The organism is Ferrovibrio sp. GW821-FHT12F09 (assembly GCF_058806775.1).
In genome coordinates this window covers 1,524,677-1,542,001 of the sequence record NZ_JBXAPZ010000001.1, presented here as the reverse complement: position 1 = coordinate 1,542,001, position 17,325 = coordinate 1,524,677, and the positions used below count along the sequence as shown (strand labels likewise).

At 64.4% G+C, this 17,325-nt stretch carries 20 protein-coding genes; 7 read left to right on the top strand and 13 right to left on the bottom strand.

The genetic code is table 11. The features are described 5' to 3' along the window. The first annotated feature begins 73 nt into the window (after nucleotides 1–73). Nucleotides 74–1,012, top strand: a complete 939-nt coding sequence (thyX, locus tag AC1ROB_RS07660) for an FAD-dependent thymidylate synthase (RefSeq protein WP_492971790.1) — start codon at nucleotides 74–76, stop codon at nucleotides 1,010–1,012. 28 nt (nucleotides 1,013–1,040) lie between these two features. On the opposite strand, the gene AC1ROB_RS07655 is transcribed toward thyX, so the two are convergent. Beyond that, a complete protein-coding gene (locus tag AC1ROB_RS07655; RefSeq protein ID WP_492971791.1) occupies nucleotides 1,041–2,243 on the bottom strand; it encodes a multidrug effflux MFS transporter in 1,203 nt (400 codons plus the stop codon). A 222-nt stretch (nucleotides 2,244–2,465) separates the two neighbouring features. Here AC1ROB_RS07655 and AC1ROB_RS07650 point away from each other — a divergent pair, with 222 nt between their 5' ends. The 5 genes from AC1ROB_RS07650 to ftsY all read left to right on the top strand — a co-directional run bounded on the left by AC1ROB_RS07650 (nucleotide 2,466) and on the right by ftsY (nucleotide 6,613). Continuing rightward, nucleotides 2,466–2,963 carry a response regulator gene (locus AC1ROB_RS07650; protein ID WP_492971792.1) on the top strand — a complete coding sequence of 166 codons (498 nt, stop codon included), beginning with the start codon at nucleotides 2,466–2,468 and terminating at the stop codon, nucleotides 2,961–2,963. An 8-nt stretch (nucleotides 2,964–2,971) separates the two neighbouring features. Then, a complete protein-coding gene (locus AC1ROB_RS07645; RefSeq protein ID WP_492971793.1) occupies nucleotides 2,972–3,472 on the top strand; it encodes an Hpt domain-containing protein in 501 nt (166 codons plus the stop codon). A gap of 81 nt (nucleotides 3,473–3,553) precedes the next feature. After that, a complete protein-coding gene (dapF, locus tag AC1ROB_RS07640) occupies nucleotides 3,554–4,408 on the top strand; it encodes a diaminopimelate epimerase (protein ID WP_492971794.1) in 855 nt (284 codons plus the stop codon). Between the two features lie 4 nt (nucleotides 4,409–4,412). Beyond that, a complete protein-coding gene (gene mtaB / locus AC1ROB_RS07635) occupies nucleotides 4,413–5,681 on the top strand; it encodes a tRNA (N(6)-L-threonylcarbamoyladenosine(37)-C(2))-methylthiotransferase MtaB (RefSeq protein ID WP_492971795.1) in 1,269 nt (422 codons plus the stop codon). Continuing rightward, the gene (ftsY, locus tag AC1ROB_RS07630; protein ID WP_492971796.1) at nucleotides 5,678–6,613 is read left to right on the top strand and encodes a signal recognition particle-docking protein FtsY; all 936 of its coding nucleotides are present in this window, start codon (nucleotides 5,678–5,680) and stop codon (nucleotides 6,611–6,613) included. Before mtaB ends, ftsY begins: the two co-directional genes overlap by 4 nt. Before the next feature lie 9 nt (nucleotides 6,614–6,622). On the opposite strand, the gene AC1ROB_RS07625 is transcribed toward ftsY, so the two are convergent. Next, nucleotides 6,623–7,162, bottom strand: a complete 540-nt coding sequence (locus AC1ROB_RS07625; protein WP_492971797.1) for an NUDIX hydrolase — start codon at nucleotides 7,160–7,162, stop codon at nucleotides 6,623–6,625. 188 nt (nucleotides 7,163–7,350) lie between these two features. Here AC1ROB_RS07625 and AC1ROB_RS07620 point away from each other — a divergent pair, with 188 nt between their 5' ends. Next, nucleotides 7,351–7,830, top strand: coding sequence for a MarR family winged helix-turn-helix transcriptional regulator (locus AC1ROB_RS07620; RefSeq protein ID WP_492971798.1), 480 nt, complete (start codon nucleotides 7,351–7,353; stop codon nucleotides 7,828–7,830). A 2-nt stretch (nucleotides 7,831–7,832) separates the two neighbouring features. On the opposite strand, the gene AC1ROB_RS07615 is transcribed toward AC1ROB_RS07620, so the two are convergent. The 11 genes from AC1ROB_RS07615 to ccmD all read right to left on the bottom strand — a co-directional run bounded on the left by AC1ROB_RS07615 (nucleotide 7,833) and on the right by ccmD (nucleotide 17,273). Next, complete coding sequence (locus tag AC1ROB_RS07615; protein WP_492971799.1) at nucleotides 7,833–9,137, bottom strand: FAD-dependent oxidoreductase; 1,305 nt, start codon at nucleotides 9,135–9,137, stop codon at nucleotides 7,833–7,835. A 10-nt stretch (nucleotides 9,138–9,147) separates the two neighbouring features. After that, on the bottom strand, nucleotides 9,148–9,945 hold the full coding sequence (locus AC1ROB_RS07610; protein WP_492971800.1) for an ABC transporter permease: 798 nt from the start codon (nucleotides 9,943–9,945) through the stop codon (nucleotides 9,148–9,150). Next, complete coding sequence (locus tag AC1ROB_RS07605; protein WP_492971801.1) at nucleotides 9,938–10,711, bottom strand: ABC transporter ATP-binding protein; 774 nt, start codon at nucleotides 10,709–10,711, stop codon at nucleotides 9,938–9,940. The genes AC1ROB_RS07610 and AC1ROB_RS07605 overlap by 8 nt, the downstream gene beginning before the upstream one ends. 23 nt (nucleotides 10,712–10,734) lie before the next feature. After that, on the bottom strand, nucleotides 10,735–11,769 hold the full coding sequence (locus tag AC1ROB_RS07600) for an ABC transporter substrate-binding protein (RefSeq protein ID WP_492971802.1): 1,035 nt from the start codon (nucleotides 11,767–11,769) through the stop codon (nucleotides 10,735–10,737). A gap of 102 nt (nucleotides 11,770–11,871) precedes the next feature. Further along, nucleotides 11,872–12,156, bottom strand: coding sequence for a hypothetical protein (locus AC1ROB_RS07595; RefSeq protein ID WP_492971803.1), 285 nt, complete (start codon nucleotides 12,154–12,156; stop codon nucleotides 11,872–11,874). Between the two features lie 100 nt (nucleotides 12,157–12,256). Beyond that, nucleotides 12,257–13,639 carry a c-type cytochrome biogenesis protein CcmI gene (ccmI, locus tag AC1ROB_RS07590; RefSeq protein WP_492971804.1) on the bottom strand — a complete coding sequence of 461 codons (1,383 nt, stop codon included), beginning with the start codon at nucleotides 13,637–13,639 and terminating at the stop codon, nucleotides 12,257–12,259. Then, entirely contained in the window at nucleotides 13,639–14,109 is a 471-nt protein-coding gene (locus tag AC1ROB_RS07585) for a cytochrome c-type biogenesis protein (protein ID WP_492971805.1), read from the bottom strand. The genes ccmI and AC1ROB_RS07585 overlap by 1 nt, the downstream gene beginning before the upstream one ends. After that, entirely contained in the window at nucleotides 14,103–14,657 is a 555-nt protein-coding gene (locus tag AC1ROB_RS07580) for a DsbE family thiol:disulfide interchange protein (protein ID WP_492971806.1), read from the bottom strand. The genes AC1ROB_RS07585 and AC1ROB_RS07580 overlap by 7 nt, the downstream gene beginning before the upstream one ends. A gap of 6 nt (nucleotides 14,658–14,663) precedes the next feature. After that, nucleotides 14,664–16,643 (bottom strand): heme lyase CcmF/NrfE family subunit, encoded by a 1,980-nt coding sequence (locus AC1ROB_RS07575; RefSeq protein ID WP_492971807.1) that lies wholly within the window; start codon nucleotides 16,641–16,643, stop codon nucleotides 14,664–14,666. Continuing rightward, on the bottom strand, nucleotides 16,640–17,104 hold the full coding sequence (ccmE, locus tag AC1ROB_RS07570; protein WP_492971808.1) for a cytochrome c maturation protein CcmE: 465 nt from the start codon (nucleotides 17,102–17,104) through the stop codon (nucleotides 16,640–16,642). Before ccmE ends, AC1ROB_RS07575 begins: the two co-directional genes overlap by 4 nt. Further along, nucleotides 17,094–17,273, bottom strand: coding sequence for a heme exporter protein CcmD (gene ccmD, locus AC1ROB_RS07565; RefSeq protein ID WP_492971809.1), 180 nt, complete (start codon nucleotides 17,271–17,273; stop codon nucleotides 17,094–17,096). Before ccmD ends, ccmE begins: the two co-directional genes overlap by 11 nt. Nucleotides 17,274–17,325: the final 52 nt, after the last annotated feature.

Below are 17,325 nucleotides of genomic sequence, written 5' to 3'. Positions count from 1 at the left end.
GGCCTGCCGGTCTATAACCTCCTGCCTTTCGCCCGGTGGCCCGAGTCGCCGGAATTTGCCGGAGATTGCCCTTATGACCATGACGCCGGAGCAGGCCGCCGAAATCGCCGCCCTGCGCAGCCAGAACCAGCAGACCCGCCGCGCCACCGTGCCGGCGCTGGAAGAGATTCTCTACGACGCGATCCCGCTGCTCGACCACGGCTTCGTCCGCGTCATCGACTATATGGGCGACGATGCCGCCGTGGTGCAGGCCGCGCGCGTCTCCTACGGTCGCGGCACCAAGAAGGTCAGTGAAGACCGTGGCCTGATCAACTACCTGATGCGCCACCGGCACAGCACGCCGTTCGAGATGTGCGAGATCAAGTATCATGTGAAGCTGCCGATCTTCGTGGCGCGCCAATGGATCCGCCATCGCACCGCCAATGTGAACGAGTATTCGGCGCGCTATTCGATCCTCGACAACGAATTCTATATTCCCGCCCCCGACCAGCTGGCCTCGCAATCAAGTTCGAACCGCCAGGGCCGCGGCGATGTGCTGACCGGCCCCGAGGCCGCCCGCGTGCTGGAGCTGCTGAAGCGCGACGCCAGCCAGAGTTACGCGTCCTACGAGGAAATGCTCAACGAGTGCCCCGATGGCAGCAAGCGCGATGAGGACCGCGAAGGCCTGGCGCGCGAGCTGGCACGGATGAACCTGACGGTGAACTTCTATACCCAGTGGTACTGGAAGACCGACCTGCTGAACCTGCTGCACTTCCTCAGCCTGCGTGCCGACAGCCATGCGCAATACGAAATCCGCGTCTATGCCGAGGCCATGCTGGATACGGTGAAACGCTGGGTGCCGGCCTGCTACGACGCCTTCATGGAATACCGCATCGGCGGCGCCAGCCTCTCGGCCACCGGCCTGAAGGTGGTTCGTCGCATGCTGGCCGGCGAAACCATCGAACAGGCCAATTCCGGCCTGAGTGCGCGCGAGTGGCGCGAACTGATGGCAGTGCTGAAGCCCGAAAGCTGAAGACCGAAGACGGGAAACCGGACGGGGCTCAGCTGCCCATCGTTTTCGCCGCCATCGCGCGATTCATCCACCATACCGCCGCGCCGAAAGCGGCCGTCACGGCGAAAGCCGTGGCGAGCCAGAAGGCGTCGCCTGCGGGGAACAGCGTGTTGAGCGCCGAGCCCCCGCCGCCGCCCACGGTCTGCAGGAAGCCGGACAACGCCGCGCCGGCGCCGATGGTGGCCGGATTGACGCCGATGGCCGAGACAGCTGAATTGGGCAGGGCCAATCCCATCCCCACCGCCCACAGTACGCGCAGCGCGATGATCACGGCGATGTTCGGCCCGAACAGCTCGACCGAGACGGCCATCAGGCCCGCGCCGGCCAGCATGCAGATCACACCGGCATCCACCAGCGGCGCCATACCGATGCGGCCGCCGAGCCAGGAGGACAGCAGCGCGCCGATGAAAAAGCCCGCACTGCCCAGCGCAACCAGAATGCCGTAGGAGACCGGCGTCACCCCCATGCTGCCGATCAGCACCGCCGGCGCGCCGGCATTGAAGCCGTGCAGCCCGGCGAAGATCGAGAAATTGAGCAGGCCGAAGGTGACGAAGGCGCGGCTGCGGAGCAGGAAGGCATAGGCGCGGAGGATGCCCATCAGAAGCGGACCGGTCTCGCCGGTGGGCGGATGGGTTTCCGGCAGCCGCCGCATCACCACCAGCAACACGGCCAGCGTGACGCCGCCGCTGAGCCAGAAATTTGCCCGCCAGCCCAGATAATGCTCGACCAGGCCGCCCAGCACGGGCGCGACCACCGGCGCCACCGCCAGCGAGGCGCTGACCACCGAGGTGGCGCGCGCGGCCTGCGGCCGGTCGTAGACGTCGTTGATCACGGTGCGGGCCGCCGCCATGGCGCTGGCCGCACCCAGGCCCTGCAGCGCGCGGGCCCAGAGCAGCCCCATGAGGGTGTCAGACAGAGCACAGGCCACCGATCCAGCCGCCATGACGGCCAGTCCGCCCAGCAGCAGCGGCCGGCGGCCATACCGGTCGCTCAAGGGGCCGAAGACCAGTTGCCCGCCCGCAAAAGTAGCGAAATAGACCGCCAGGGTTAAAGGCAGGGCATCGGCAGATGCGTTAAGCTGGACGCCGATGGCCGGCAGCGACGGCAGATACATGGTTGCCGCCAGAATCCCGTTCGAGAACAGGATGGTCAGGAGCAACAGCAGACCGGCAGGCGGCGGCGGTTTTGGCATCGGAATGGCGGAAGGGGCTGAGCCAATGGTAGAATGACAGGCTATCCAATCCTATTTAGAGTGTTGCGGATTGGTTGGCTTCGTTCCACCGTCAGTATATATATGATCCCCAAAGTATTTCTATGATTCTCGCGGTTGTGGCGCCGGAGGGCCGGCGGCGGGAATAGCGCAGAACGATCTGTGGAAAACTGCCGATAGCGGCAAGGGACAGCCGGAACAGGGATGTCGGAAAAAATCGATTTCAACCACGTCCGCTTCCTTGTCGTGGACAGCAACAAACTGATGTGCCAGCTCATCAAGGATATCCTGATGATGCTGGGCGCTACGCAGGTGGCGACCGCGCGCGACAGCGAAAAGGCGATCGTCAGCCTGCGCTCGGGCGGCATCGACGTGCTGATCAGCGAATGGAACCTGAAGCCGCGCTCCGGTCTGGAGCTGCTGGACTGGGTGCGCACCGATGGCACCTCGCCCGATCGCATGATGCCGGTGATCATGCTGACCGCGAATTCGGAAGTCGAATACGTGATGGAGTCGCGCGACAAGGGCGTGACCGAATTTCTGGCCAAGCCGTTTACGGCTGACGGCGTCTATCGCCGCCTGGTTTCGGTGATCGCCCGCCCCCGTGATTTTGTCAGTATCAAGGGCTATTTCGGGCCGGACCGCCGGCGCCAGCAATTGCCCTTCGAAGGACCGGACCGCCGTCAGCAGAAGCCGGAATAGGCTGATCCATGCGCCGGACGACCATCCCAAATCGTGGCGAACTGAAGCGCAAAGCGGTCAATTACAAGACCGGCCTGAGTCTGAAGCTCGACGACGAGATGCTCAAGAAGATGGAGCAGCTGGTCGAAAATTCCTCCGCGCAGTTCCTGGATGCCACGGTCGACAGCCTCAAGACACTGCGCGAACAGCTGGGCCGTGCCGCCGCCGATCCCTCGGCCCGTGCCGAAGTGCTGGAACATATCCGCGAGGAAGCATTCCAGATCAAGGGCATGGGGGGTGTCTTCGGTTACCCCCTGCTCACCGAGTTCGCCAAGTCGCTGCATGACTTCCTGAAAGAACTGACCGATCTGGACGAGTTGCAGCAGGAAATTGTCAGCATCCATGTCGATACGCTGTATGTGGTGGTTTCCCACCGCATCAAGGGCTCGGGCGGTCCCCTGGAGGCCCAGCTGCGCGGCTCGCTGAAAGCCGCCATCGACAAGGCCAAACCGGGCACCCCCAAATCCTGATCCGGGCCGGATTTCCGCCCCCGCTGCCAGCCCCACCAGCTTCTCTGGACACTCCCCGCCCCCCGCCCTATAACCCCCCGCATGCACCCGGCAACCGCGCTTCCCTTCGTTAAAATGCATGGCCTCGGCAACGATTTTGTCGTGCTGGATGCGCGCACGCACAGCCTGCCGCTCGATCTGGCGGCGGTGAAGCTGCTGGCCGACCGCAAGCGCGGCGTGGGCTTCGATCAGATGATTACGCTGGAGCGTTCGCCCAAGGCTGATGTCCTGATGCGCATCCACAATGCCGATGGCGGCGAGGTGGAATCCTGCGGTAACGCCGCCCGCTGCGTCGCCACCCTGCTGATGCGCGAGAATGGCCGCGATGCCGTCACCATCGACACTGCCGGCGGCTGGCTCAATGCCAGGAGCGGCGCCAGCGGACTTATCACGGTGGATATGGGCGAGCCGCGGTTCGACTGGCAGGCGATCCCGCTGGCCCGCGAAATGAACACCATGAGCATGGCCTACAGCTTCGCCGGTTATGACAAGCCCGGCGCAGTCAATGTCGGCAATCCGCATGTGGTGTTCTTTGTAAACGATGCGGAAGCCGTGCCGCTGGCCGAGATCGGCCCCAAGATCGAACATGACCCGCTGTTTCCCCAGCGCATCAATGCCGAATTCGCCCAGGTGATCGACCGCCAGCAGATCCGCATGCGGGTCTGGGAGCGCGGCGCTGGCATCACCCGCGCCTGCGGCACTGGCGCCTGCGCCACCCTGGTGGCTGCCGCCCGCCGCGATCTGGCCGAGCGCAAGGCCGATATCGTGCTGGATGGCGGCGTGCTGACCATCGAGTGGGGCGCCGATAATCATATCTACATGACCGGCCCCGCCACCGAGGCCTTCCGGGGTGAAGTGCCGGCGAGTTTCTGGACCGCGCTGACCGACGCGGCGTGATCCGATGCCGGATACCGTTGCCGCCGCCCTGCCCGATGTCCTGAATTTCGGCTGCCGCCTCAATGCCTATGAAGGCGAGGCGATCCGCGCCACCCTGGCCAAGCATGGCCGCGATGATGTGGTGGTGGTCAACACCTGCGCCGTGACGGCGGAAGCCGAGAAACAGGCGCGCCAGGCGATCCGTCGTCTGCGCCGCGACCGGCCCGATGCCCGCATCGTCGTCACCGGTTGCGCTGCCCAGATCAATCCACAGGGCTTCGCCGCCATGGCAGAGGTCGATCATGTGATCGGCAATCGCGAAAAGCTGAACGAAAGCCTGTGGGCCGGCATTGCCGCCGCCTCGCCCCGCATCACTGTGGGCGACATCCTGACCGATACTCCGGCGGCGCTCCCCGCGGTGACCCACTTTCCCGGCCGGCCGCGCGCCTATCTGGAAATCCAGCAGGGCTGCGACCATCGCTGCACCTTCTGCATCATCCCCTATGGGCGCGGCCCCAGCCGCTCGCTGCCGCTGGGCGCGGTTGTCGAGCAGGCCCGTGCTCTCGCCGACCGTGGCTACCGCGAATTCGTCCTCACCGGCGTCGACATCACCTCCTACGGCCATGACCTGCCAGGCCGACCCACGCTGGGCCAGGCGACCCGACGGCTGCTCGACCTGGCACCACAGATCGAGCGCCTGCGGTTCTCCTCGCTGGATCCGGCCGAGATGGATGAAGACCTCTTCCGCCTGTATGCCGAGGAACCGCGCGTGATGCCGCATGCGCATCTGAGCCTGCAGGCTGGCGATGACCTGATCCTCAAACGCATGAAGCGCCGGCACAGCCGGGCTCAGGCCCTGGAGGTTGCCGCACGCCTGCACGACCTGCGCCCCGGTGTCGCGCTGGGCGCCGATCTGATCGCCGGCTTCCCGACCGAAAGCGATGCAGCCTTTGAACAGAGCCGCAGCCTGATCGTCGAAGCCGGCCTGGCTTTCGTGCATGTCTTCCCCTATTCGCCGCGCCCAGGCACGCCGGCAGCACGCATGCCGCAGCTGCCGGTCGAACAGCGGCGCGCCCGCGCCGCCCTGTTGCGTGCTGCAGCAGGCCTGGCGATGGATCGTTTCCTTGAGACCCGCATCGGTCGCGATGCCAGCATCCTGGTCGAGCAGGAAGGCGTGGGCCGTGACGAGACCTATGCCCCGGTGGCCTTGCCTGTCCATCTGGCGAAAGGCGACATCATCGCCGCCCGTATTGCTGCCGCGCGCGATGGCAAACTTTGGCTGGAGGCCGCATGAGCGATGGCGAGAAGAAGGCAGGCTGGTTCGGCCGCCTGAAAGTCGGGCTGTCGCGCTCGGCCGGCCAGCTGGGCGAGCAGATCGGCGCCCTGTTCACCAAGCGCAAGCTGGATCAGACGGCGCTGGACGAACTGGAAGAAACGCTGATCGGCGCCGATCTCGGCGTAACCACGGCCGCGAAGATCGTGAAGGCCATCGCGAAGGACCGTTTCGACAAGGACATCACCTCGGAAGAAATCCGTCTTGCGCTCGCCGATTCTGTCGCCGGCCTGCTGCAGCCGGTGGAAAAGCCGCTCGACCTGTCGGGTGAAACACCGCAGGTGATTCTGGTCGTCGGCGTCAACGGCGTGGGTAAGACCACGACGATCGGCAAGATCGCCACACGGCTGCGCGACGACGGCAGGAGCGTGATGCTGGTTGCCGGCGATACCTTCCGTGCCGCTGCCGTCGAGCAGCTGAAAATCTGGGGCCAGCGCGCCGGTGTGCCGGTGCTGGCCGGCGAACCCGGCGGCGATGCCGCCAGCCTGGCTTTCGACGCCCTCACTCAGGCCCGCGAGCAGCGCCGCGATGTGCTGATGATCGATACGGCCGGCCGTCTGCAGAATAAAGCCGACCTGATGGCCGAGCTGGCCAAGATCGTACGCGTGTTGAAGAAACAGGCGCCGGATGCCCCGCATCATGTGCTGCTGGTGCTGGACGCCACCACCGGCCAGAACGCCGTGAACCAGGTGGCGACATTCAAGGAGATCTGCGCCGTAAGCGGCCTGATCGTCACCAAGCTGGATGGCACGGCCCGTGGCGGCGTGCTGGTGGCCATCGCCGATAAATTCGGCCTGCCCGTGCACTTCATCGGCGTCGGCGAACAGGCCGCCGATCTGCAGCCCTTCTCGGCGACCGCCTTTGCCCGTGCGCTGGCTGGCCTGGACCAGTAAATTTACGGCTCAGTAATTACCCAGTTCACCGGGCGGGTTGGTAAAGGTGGGAAAATGCTCTTTCCCCTCCACTTCGCGATGCTGCGTCAGCGCCCAGTGCACCGAGGGAAACGCCAGGTCGGCCCAGGGAATCTCGGCCCAGCCGAACAGCTTCACCTCCAGGGACTCCGGACCGGCGGCGAAATCGGGCCCGGCCAGCGTCGCGCGATAGATCAGCTGCACTTGGCTGATGCGCGGAATGTTGTAGACGGCGAGTAGGCTGTCGATGGCGATATCCGCACAGGCTTCCTCTCGTGCTTCCCGCATCGCTCCGGCTTCGGAGGTTTCGCGCTCTTCCATGTAACCGGCCGGTATCGTCCAGAAGCCGTGCCGCGGTTCAATCGCCCGTCGACATAACAGGATACCGCCCTGATGGGCGATCACCGCACCGACGACGATCTTTGGATTGACGTAGTGAATCCAGCCGCAATCGCCGCAGACCAGTCGCTCACGATTATCGTCTTCAGGTATTTTCTTTGCGAAACGAAAGTCTTTCGGGTTCTGCTGCATGCCGGGACCGATGTTTGCAATGTCAAAGATCGATGGTATCGCGATTTATGCACAGCACGGAATTTATTGCCGCTTTCTCTGGACGAACAGCCATCGAATAGCGTTTTATCAGTGGACTGAGAAGCGGGGAAAATGCCCGCCCAGTTACAGGTAGGCTTGAACAAAAAACATAAGAAAGGGGAGGTTCCATGTCGGGGGACAAGACCGCCCAAAGCAACGCCGGGGATACTCTCGGTGTTTTCAGTCTGCATGATGCGCCGGGGCATCTGTTGCGACGCTGCCAGCAACTCGCCGTCGATCTCTATACGGCGGAAGTCGGCAGCAACGGGCTAACGCCGCGGCAATTCGCTCTTCTGCTTGCGATCTACCAGAAAGCCGGCATCAGCCAGGTCGATCTGGTGCGGCAGACCGGCATCGACCGCTCCACCGTTGCCGAAATGGTGGCGCGACTGATCAAGCGTGGCCTGCTGGTGCGACAACGCACCGAGACCGACCGGCGCACCAACGCGCTGGCGGTCACGCCGGAAGGCGAGCGGCAGTTACGAGCGGCGCAGCCGGGCGTGGCGCGGGCCCAGGATAAAATCCTGGATCCGATCCCGACCGCGAAACGCGCCGAATTCGTCGCCATGCTGCGCCAGCTGGTCGACAATCTGGAAGCGCGCGGCTGAAATCAGGGTTTCTCACTGCGCTGCAGGTTGTCGTGTAAACGCGCCTGCAGCGCAGCGATATCGATCTGACGCACTGAACCGGCGCCGGCGAGATCAAGCGCCTGGGCTGCGGCTGCTCCCATGGCCACGCAGGGCCCCATCACGCGCACCGAACTGAGCGCCGCCGGATCGCCGTCGATGCAGCGCCCGGCCGCCACCAGGTTGTCGGCACCGTCCGGCACCATGGCGCGGAACGGCACGTAATGCAGATGGTCGTCGCCGAACTCTTCCCAATGCACATCTTCAGGCCGGTCATGCAGCTCGACCGGCCAGGAGCAGCGCAGGATGGCATCGGCCGGCTTCACGCCCTGCCGCACCTCCTCCACCGTCATGCTGTGCTGACCGACGATCCAACGGGTCTGGCGAATGCCGAGGAAACCGTATTGCCGCACCCGCGCCGCCGAGAAAACAGCCGGGTATTCGCCACGCAGGAAATTCACCACACGATCGGCCTGGGCACGGCCTTCCGCCTGTGCCGCCGCATAGCCTTCGGCATCCAGCGGTGTTTCCACATGGGTCATGTTCACGGTCGCATGCCCCTTGCCAGGGAAGGCAAAGACAAAACCGTCACGCCGCACCAGACCGTATTGCTTCCCGGTTTCGGCCAGATGCTTCTGGACGGCCCAACGGTCGAGCTTCAATGCCGCCGCTTCATCGAAGCCTTCCAGCGTGAACATCAGCGTGCCCATGATCGGGCTCACCGGCTCGCGACAGGCGAAACCGGCGAGGTAACTCAAGGCCGCATCGCCCGAGGCATCGACAAAGCCCTGGCCGCGCAGCTCGACCTGGCCGAAACGGGTGGCGAGATCAAGCGCAGTAATGCGCCCATCATCGCGCCGGGCCTGGAGCAGCGTCGCGCCAAGCAGCACCCGAATGCCCGCCGCATGCACAGCCTGCTCGATCCAGCGCACCAGTGCCTGTTCCTGATAGAGCGGGATGTAGCTGTTGCGGCCACGGCGCAGGTGGAAAGCGTCGGCTTTCTGCAGATGCGCGAACATCGCGTCGACCATGCCGTAGACGACGCGATAGGGCTCCGGGCCGTTGGAATAGAATCCGCAGAAGGTGCCCAGCATCGAACCGGTCGACTGGCCGCCCAACTGCTGTCCCGCATCGACCAGCGCCACGCTGCGGCCGGTCTTTGCCGCTTCCAGTGCCGCCGATATGCCGCTGATGCCGGCGCCGACCACGACGATCTCGGCTTCGATCACGCGTGGACCGGTGGCCCTGTGGTGAACGGTACGGGTCGGCGGGATCGGATAATCGCTCACAAGCAGCTCCCTAGCGCCAGCGCAGCACAATCTTCTCGGTCAGGCTGAGCAGGGCGCTGACCGCCAGGCCAAGCAACGACAGCAGAACCACGCCGGCAATCAGCTGATCGATCTGCATTAGATTTCCCGCTGCCAGCACGAAGGCGCCAATGCCGATCTGGGCGCCAATCATCTCGGCCGCCACCACCAGCATCAGCGCGATCGATGAAGTAATGCGGAAACCGGCCAGGATGCCCGGCATGGCGCCTGGCAGGATCACCTTGAACACGATCATGCGGGTCGACAGGCCAAAACTCTGCGCCATGCGAATCAGGTTGCGCGGCACATTGTCGACGGCCGAAAAGGCGCTGACCACGGTGGGGAAAAACACACCCAGACCGATGGTGGCGATCTTGGAAGGCTCGCCAATGCCAAACCACAGAATGAACAGCGGCAGCAATGCAATCTTCGGGATCGGGAACAGCGCCGAAACGATCGGCAGGCCGACCGAACGCGCCGATACAAAGATGCCCATCAGGAAGCCGACGGCGACGCCGCCAATGCTGCCCAGGATCCAGCCCGAAACGATGCGCTTCAGCGAGGCGCTGATATGGGCCAGCAGCTTGCCGTCGACCAGCAGGGTGTGCAGGGCATCCACCACTTCGCTGGGCGCCGGCATAAACAGCGGCGGCAGCCAGCCCAGCCGCGAGGCGGCTTCCCAGCATCCGAGAATGAGAGCGAAAGCCAGCCAGGGCGCCCAGCGCCGGGTACCCGGCACAAAGCCGGCGCCACGAAAGGCCACAATGCTGCCGCGGGTGGCCTCAGGCATCCTGCATCTCCCGCTCGGCCACCTGGGCCTCGGTTTTGATCAGGCTCCAGAGTTCGTCCTGCAGGTTCTGCAGCAACGCTACATGCTCCGGCTTCTGCCGGTCCGCCACCGGCACCGGCACAGAAACAATGCGCTTGATCCGGCCCGGACGGCGCGACAGCACCACCACCTTGTCGGCCAGCCGCACGGCTTCGTTGAGATTATGGGTGACGTAGAGCGTGGTGGTGCGTTCACGCGCCCAGATCGCGATCAGGTCTTCCATCAGCAGTTCGCGGGTCTGCGCATCCAGCGCCGAAAGCGGTTCATCCATCAGCATCACGGCCGGCTTGACGGCAATCGCACGGGCGATGCCGACACGCTGGCGCATGCCACCCGATAGCTGTTTGGGCAGGGCATTGGCAAAATCGGTAAGACCGCAAAGCTTAAGAACGTTGGCGATCCGCGCCTCGCGCTCGGCTTTGCTCAAGGCATGATGCTCCAGCGCCAGCGCCACATTCCCGGCCACTGTGCGCCAGGGCAACAATGCAAAATCCTGGAACACGAACGTGAGCGGATTAAGGCAGCCGGCCGGTGCATCACCTACGGTGGCGATGCGACCTTTCTGTTGCGACAACAAGCCGCCGACCAGATTAAGCAGGGTGGATTTGCCGCAGCCCGACGGGCCGATCAGCGCTGCCGTCTCGCCTTCATTGACGGTGAAACTCACACCGTCGAGGACCGGCAGGTCGCCATAGGCGTAGCCGACATCCTCAAGGACTACCTGCATGACTGAATCCCGCTGACCTGCCGTTACTTCGGCAGGTCGAGATGGCCTTTGACAAAGCTCAGATCGATGAAGTCCACCGCCTTGACCGTCTTGTCGACCAGCCCCTGAGCCTGACCCCAGGCGACCTGGTCGTAGATGTTTTTCACCAGCAGACGGCCCTGCGGATCCATGTAATTGGCAGCCACCTTCACCGTATCGATGCTCGGCTTCGGCTCGACCCATTTCTCCAGGATCGGCATCACGGCCAGGGCTTTCTCGCCAATCATGCGGTTGCCCTGGGCATCCCTGGCCAGGAAGGCGGCCGCATAATCGGCCAGACCCTTCTGGTAGGCGCGCACGAAGCGTTCGACCAGCGGGCGCTTCTCCCTGACGATTTTGGAGGAGGCAAACAGGGCGCCAAGCTGCCAGAGCGTATGTTCATGCACCCAGCCGATGATCTGGCCGGCGCCATCGTCCTGCAGCTTGATCGCGTTATTGGCCGGCAGAATGGTGGCGTCCACCTGACCGCCAGCCAATGCTGCCATCATGTTGGGGATCGACTGCACCGGCTTCATCTGCACCGAGTCGAGCTTGAAGCCGTATTTGTCGGCCAGCATGCCGAGATTGTAGTGAAAGCTGGAGCCGACTGTGGTGATCGCCACGCTCTTGCCGGCGAAATCCTTCGGCGAGCGGAAGCCGGCGTCATAAGCCTTCTTCGAGGCGACATAGGCAACGAAATTGTAGCCCGGTTCTTCGCGGCTCTGGGCGGCGATGACCTTCAACACACCCTTGCCGGCCAGATTGAAAAAGCCACCGGTAAAGGCGGTGATGCCGAAATCAGCGTCATTCGAGGCCACGGCCACGGCCACGGCCTGGGCGGCATTGAAAATCTTGATATCGAGGTCGATGCCCTCGGCATCGAAATAGCCACGCTCTTTGGCAATGAAGATCGGCGCGGTGGAAATGAAAGGCAGGGCCGAGATCGAGACCTTGTCTTTTGCCTGCGCCAGGGCGACACCCGGCAACAGCAGGATAGCGGCCGCAGCAATAGCGGTACGACGCGTAAAGCGCTTCAGCATGACGTTTCCCCAGATCGTTCGTATGCGACGTTGGGCGCCAAGCTAGACGCCGGGTCAAACGGCGTCAATCAGACCGGTCGTGATAAGGAAAATCGTCCGGGATCAGACGAGGATATTGACGTGCTGGCCGAGGTAGCCGCCGCGGGTGGGGATCGGGCGCTGGTTCTGAACCGGTGTCGAGAAGGCCTGGGCCGATGCAGCCTGGGCCGGCGGCGCGGTACGGATCGCGTTATCGGTGCTGACCAGCTGGGCAGCAAAGCTGTTCTGGACCAGCGCGCTGGCGCCCGAGGGCTGCTGCTGGACCGGACGGGCCGGTGCGACCGGACGAGCGCCGCTCTGCAGCTGCGAAAGCGCCGACAGAAGATTACTGCTTGGTGCGATAGCCATGTCACCCAACCTGCGGACCGGAATTGGTCCCTCGAACCCGGCCCGATTACGCGCAGGACTCCCTTAAACAGGAGTTAACAGGGCCGGGCGTTATCGGGATTTAACGGGTCAGGCTGGCAATCCGCTCAGACAGCTCCCTGGCCTCGGCCGAGTCGGGCGGCAGCAGGGCAAGCAGCCGGTTCCAGCGGGTGCTGGCCGTTGCCTTGTCGCCGGCTTCGTAAGCGCCCCGACCGGTAAACCAAAGGGCCTGGGGGTGGTCGGGGACGCGTTCCAGCACAGCGCCGAATTCGGCCACGGCGGCTGCCGGCAGGGGATCGCGGCTGGTCACGGCGGCGCCGGCCAGGCTGAAGGCCAGTGCCAGCCGGGCATCCACCCGGTTCGGATCGGCCGTCACCGCACGCTGCAGCGCGGTCCGCACCGCCTCGCCTTCGCCCAGCACCTCCCGCGCGCGGGCCAGACGCAGCCAGCCGTCCACATCTCCCGGATTCTGCTCCAGCCGCGCCGCCAGACCTTCGACCATGCCGCGGATCATGGCGGCGCGATCCTCGGCCGACATCTGCCCGGCAGCCTCGGCCTGTTCGCGGGTCGGGCCGGGGGCTGGGTCAACCTGCTTCGGCACCGGCACGGCCTGGGCCAGCGGTATGCCCAGACGCGGCGCGAGTTCGCGCAGGCGCGCCTGCACGGTTTCCAGCCAGGGGGCATCAACCGGCGCATCGGCCGCCAGCCCATACCAGTCGTCATAGGCCCCGCGCGCGTCACCCGCCTGCAGGCGGGCCAGACCCAGATAATAACGCGCGCCGGGATGTTGCGGATCGCGCTCGAGCACAGCACGGAAATCACGCTGGGCTTCCGCCGTGACCGAGCCGTCAGCGGCCAGTGTCAACGCTTCGGCGCGGAAGGCATAAGGTTCCGGATCGTCCGGGACCAGGGCGATGGCGCGGGAAAAGGCCTCGGCGGCTTCATCGGGCCGATCCGTCATCAGCAGGCTGCGCCCGAGCAGCAACCAGCCATCGACGCGCTGCGGTTCGGCCGCCAGACGCTCGCGCAACTGGCCGATCATGCGTTCGCTTTCCTGGCGCATCTGTTCGCTGCGCACCGCCTGGGCCTTCGCCTCTTCCTGGCTGACCAATGCCGCTTCCGGCCGGCCGAGGGCCAGATAGAGACCGCCACCCAGTATTGGCACCAGCAGCAGCACCGCCAGCAGGCCGGCCATGCTGCCGCCAGACTCTGCAATATCGCCATCGGCCGCCGCATCGGCCCGCAACAAACGGCGCTGTATTTCAAGGCGCGCGGCGCTGGCTTCTGACTCGCCGAGCGCCCCACGCGCCAGCTCCTCGGCCACCTCGGCCAGTTGCGCCTTGTAGACGGCAACATCATGAGCCTTACGCCCAGCCGTGCCCGCCTGGCGCCGTTTCAGCAGTGGCCAGAGCAGAATAGCGAGCGCGAAAAACGCCAGCGCTGAAAAACCGAGCCAGAGCAGCATCAGCGGCGCTCCTCCGGTTCCAGCAGTGTCGCGAGCCGTTTCTGCTCGGCGGCATCCAGCGGTGCAAGAGCGGGGGCAGAGGCCCGACGCTGGCGGCGATACAACAGAACGAGGATGATCGCTCCGACGGCGAGGAACAGCGCCGGCCCCAGCCAGAGCAGAAGCGTCTGGCCATTGAAGCGCGGCTTCAGCAGAACCCATTCGCCATAGCGCGCCACAAGATAGTTGAGAATCGTGCGATCATCTTCTCCCAGCGCCACGCGCTCGCGCACGATGCGGCGCAGATCGCGCGCCAGCGGCGCATTGGAATCCTCGATCGACTGGTTCTGGCAGACCAGGCAGCGCAACTCGCGCGACAGATCGCGGGCCCGCAATTCCTGCATCGGATCGGACAAGCGGTCATCCAGATGCTGCGCGGCTGCGGGCAAGGCCGCAAACAGCATCAGAGCAAGCCCCAGGCGCTTCAGCATTTGACTTTACTCGTGCGGCCCGCCTTTAGATCGCGCAGGAGCGGCCGGATTTTATTATCCAGATCCCACTCCATCAGTGGACCAACATGCTTGCAGACGATCTGGCCGGCGCCATCGACGACAAAAGTTTCCGGCACGCCATAAACACCCCAGTCGATGCCGACACGGCCATTGCGATCGGCACCGGTGCGCGTGAAGGGGTCGCCCAGCTGATCCAGCCATTTCGCCACGTCGGCCGGATCGTCCTTGTAATTCAGGCCATGGATGGCCGCGAGCTCGTCACGCTTCAGCGCCATCAGCAGCGGGTGCTCGACCCGACAGGGTACGCACCAGGAGGCAAAGACATTCACCACCTGCGGCTGACCGGTTTTCAGATCTGCCGTCGCCAGGCCCTGGCTGCGGCCCTGCACCGGCGGCAGTGCGAAGTCCGGCACCGGCTTGCCAATCAGCGCCGAGGGAATATCGCGTGGATTCAAGGTCAGGCCGACGGTGAGACCGAGGCCGATCAACACAAACACGACCAGAGGAATGACATGGGACAGGCGCATGACGGTCTACTCCGCGGCAACGGCCGTGGAGGTCCGGCGGCGCACCGGCGCGCCAACCCGCAAACGGCGGTCGCTGAGCGACAGGAAACCGCCCAACGCCATGACCAGCGCGCCGAGCCAGATCCAGGATACGAGTGGCTTCCAGTACAGCCGCACAGCCCAGCCGCGCTCGGCATCGCCCTCACCCACGACGGCATAGAGATCGGCCAGCGGCGAGGAGTGAATGGCAGCCTCGGTGGTTTCCATTGGCGGCTGCTGATAGCGGCGCTGCGCCGGCAGCATCTCGCGCATCACCACTCCACCCGAAAGCACGATGAAACGCCCCTGCATCGCCGTATAGTTCGGGCCCTTTACCGGCACGACGCCTTCGAAGCGGTACTGCACCGGGCCCACGGTGGTGATTTCGCCGGGCTTCATCACCTGCTGCACTTCGACCTGCCAGGTCTCGGATACCGTGATGCCGAGCACCAGAAGCGCAACACCCAGATGCGCCACCGTCATGCCCCAGGCAGCACGCGGCAGGCCCCGGGCGCGCCGCAGACTCTCGGCAAAGGGCGCAGCAAAAAGCTTGATGCGTAAAGCCATCTCGCAAAACACCCCGATACCGAGCCAGGCCACCAGGCTCAAACCCAGCAAAGCCATAAAGCTGCGGCCGTCTTTCAGGTAAAACCCGATACCCAGCGCAACCAGAACGGCGATGGCAGCCGGCAACAGACGGGACAGTGCTGCCGCCAGATCGCCGCGCTTCCAGGCTAGCAGCGGACCAATAGCAATGGCCGCCACCAGCGGCGCGGTGAGCGGTACAAAAACTGCGTTGAAATATTGCGGACCGACCGAAACCTTGGCGCCGCTGATGGCATCGAGCGCCAGCGGATAGAGCGTGCCGAGCAGCACGGCGGCGCAGGCGACGGCGAGCAGCAGGTTGTTCAGCAGCAACGCGCCTTCGCGACTCAAAGGGGCAAAGACCCCGGTTGCCTGCAGCGCCGGACCGCGCCACGCATACAGCACCAGGCTGCCGCCAACCACGATGGCCAGAAAGATCAGGATGAAAACGCCGCGCGTAGGGTCAGTGGCGAAGGCGTGCACCGAGTTGATCACGCCGGACCGGACCAGAAAGGTGCCGAGCAGGCTGAGCGAGAACGTGAGGATGGCCAGCAGCACCGTCCAGCTTTTCAGGGTGTCGCGCTTTTCCACCACCACGGCGGAATGCAGCAAGGCCGTACCGGCGAGCCAGGGCATGAAGGAGGCGTTTTCCACCGGGTCCCAGAACCACCAGCCGCCCCAGCCAAGTTCGTAATAGGCCCACCAGGATCCAAGCGCGATGCCGATGGTGAGGAAACACCAGGCCGCCAGCGTCCAGGGCCGCACCCAGCGCGCCCAGGCTGGATCGACGCGGCCCTCGATCAAAGCCGCCACGGCAAAAGAGAACGCCACCGAGAAACCGACATATCCGAGATAGAGAAACGGCGGATGAAACGCGAGACCCGGATCCTGCAGCAGCGGATTGAGGCCGCGGCCTTCCAGGGGCGCCGGCAGCAGGCGCGCGAACGGATTGGAGGTGAAGAGAATGAAGCTCAGGAACCCAACACCGATCAGCCCCTGAATGCTGAGCACGCGGGCCTTCAGTGTGGCCGGCAGATTGCGGCCGAACAGCGCAACGGCGGCGCCGAAGATCACCAGGATCAGAATCCAGAGCAGCAGTGAGCCTTCATGATTGCCCCAGACGCCGCTGACTTTGTAGAGCATCGGTTTCAGCGTGTGCGAATTCTCGGCCACGTTCAGCACCGAGAAATCGGAGGTGACGTAGGCATAGGTCAGGCAGCCGAAAGCAAAAGCGACCAGCGCCGCCTGCCCCATCGCCGCCTGCGGCGCCATGGCAATCCAGCCCGGAATGCCGCGCGCAGCACCGATCAAGGGGAGCAGGCCCTGCACCAGCGCCAGACAGAGCGCCAGGATCAGCGCGATATGGCCCAGTTCAGGAATCATGAGCCGGGCTTGCGCTCGGGCGCATGGCCCTGGCCGTCATTCCACTGGCCCGACTTCTTCAGCGCATCGGCCACTTCGGGCGGCATGTATTTTTCATCGTGCTTGGCCAGCACTTCGGAGGCGATAAAGCGGCCCTGCCCGTCGAGTCTGCCATTCGCCACCACACCCTGCCCCTCGCGGAACAAGTCGGGCAGGATGCCGGTGTAGCGGACGCTCACACTGTGACGGAGGTCGGTCACGACAAAATCGGTCACCAGGCCATCCTTCTTCACGCTGTCCTGCAGGACCAACCCGCCGATGCGGAACCGTTTGTCAGCCGGCAGCTGCTTTTCCACCACATCGGACGGCGAATGGAAAAACACCAGATTGTCGTTGAAGGCGGTCAGCACCAGGGCGGTGGCAACGCCGAGACCGCCGACCAGACCGAGCACCGCCATCAGGCGCTTCTGTTTACGGGTCACGGCCGGCTTCCTGACGTGCCTCGGCATGCTCGCGCTCGGCAGCCTTCATGGCGACAAAACTCTGCAGTGCCAGCGCGAGCAGCAGGAGCAGCGCCACGGCAAAGGCGGGCCAGATAAAGGCGGCATGACCACCCATGGCCAGAAAATCGCCCAACGAAGCCCAATACACGATGTAACCCTTTGTTTCCCTTGGCCCCTGCGGCCAGACCAGCGGAAAATAC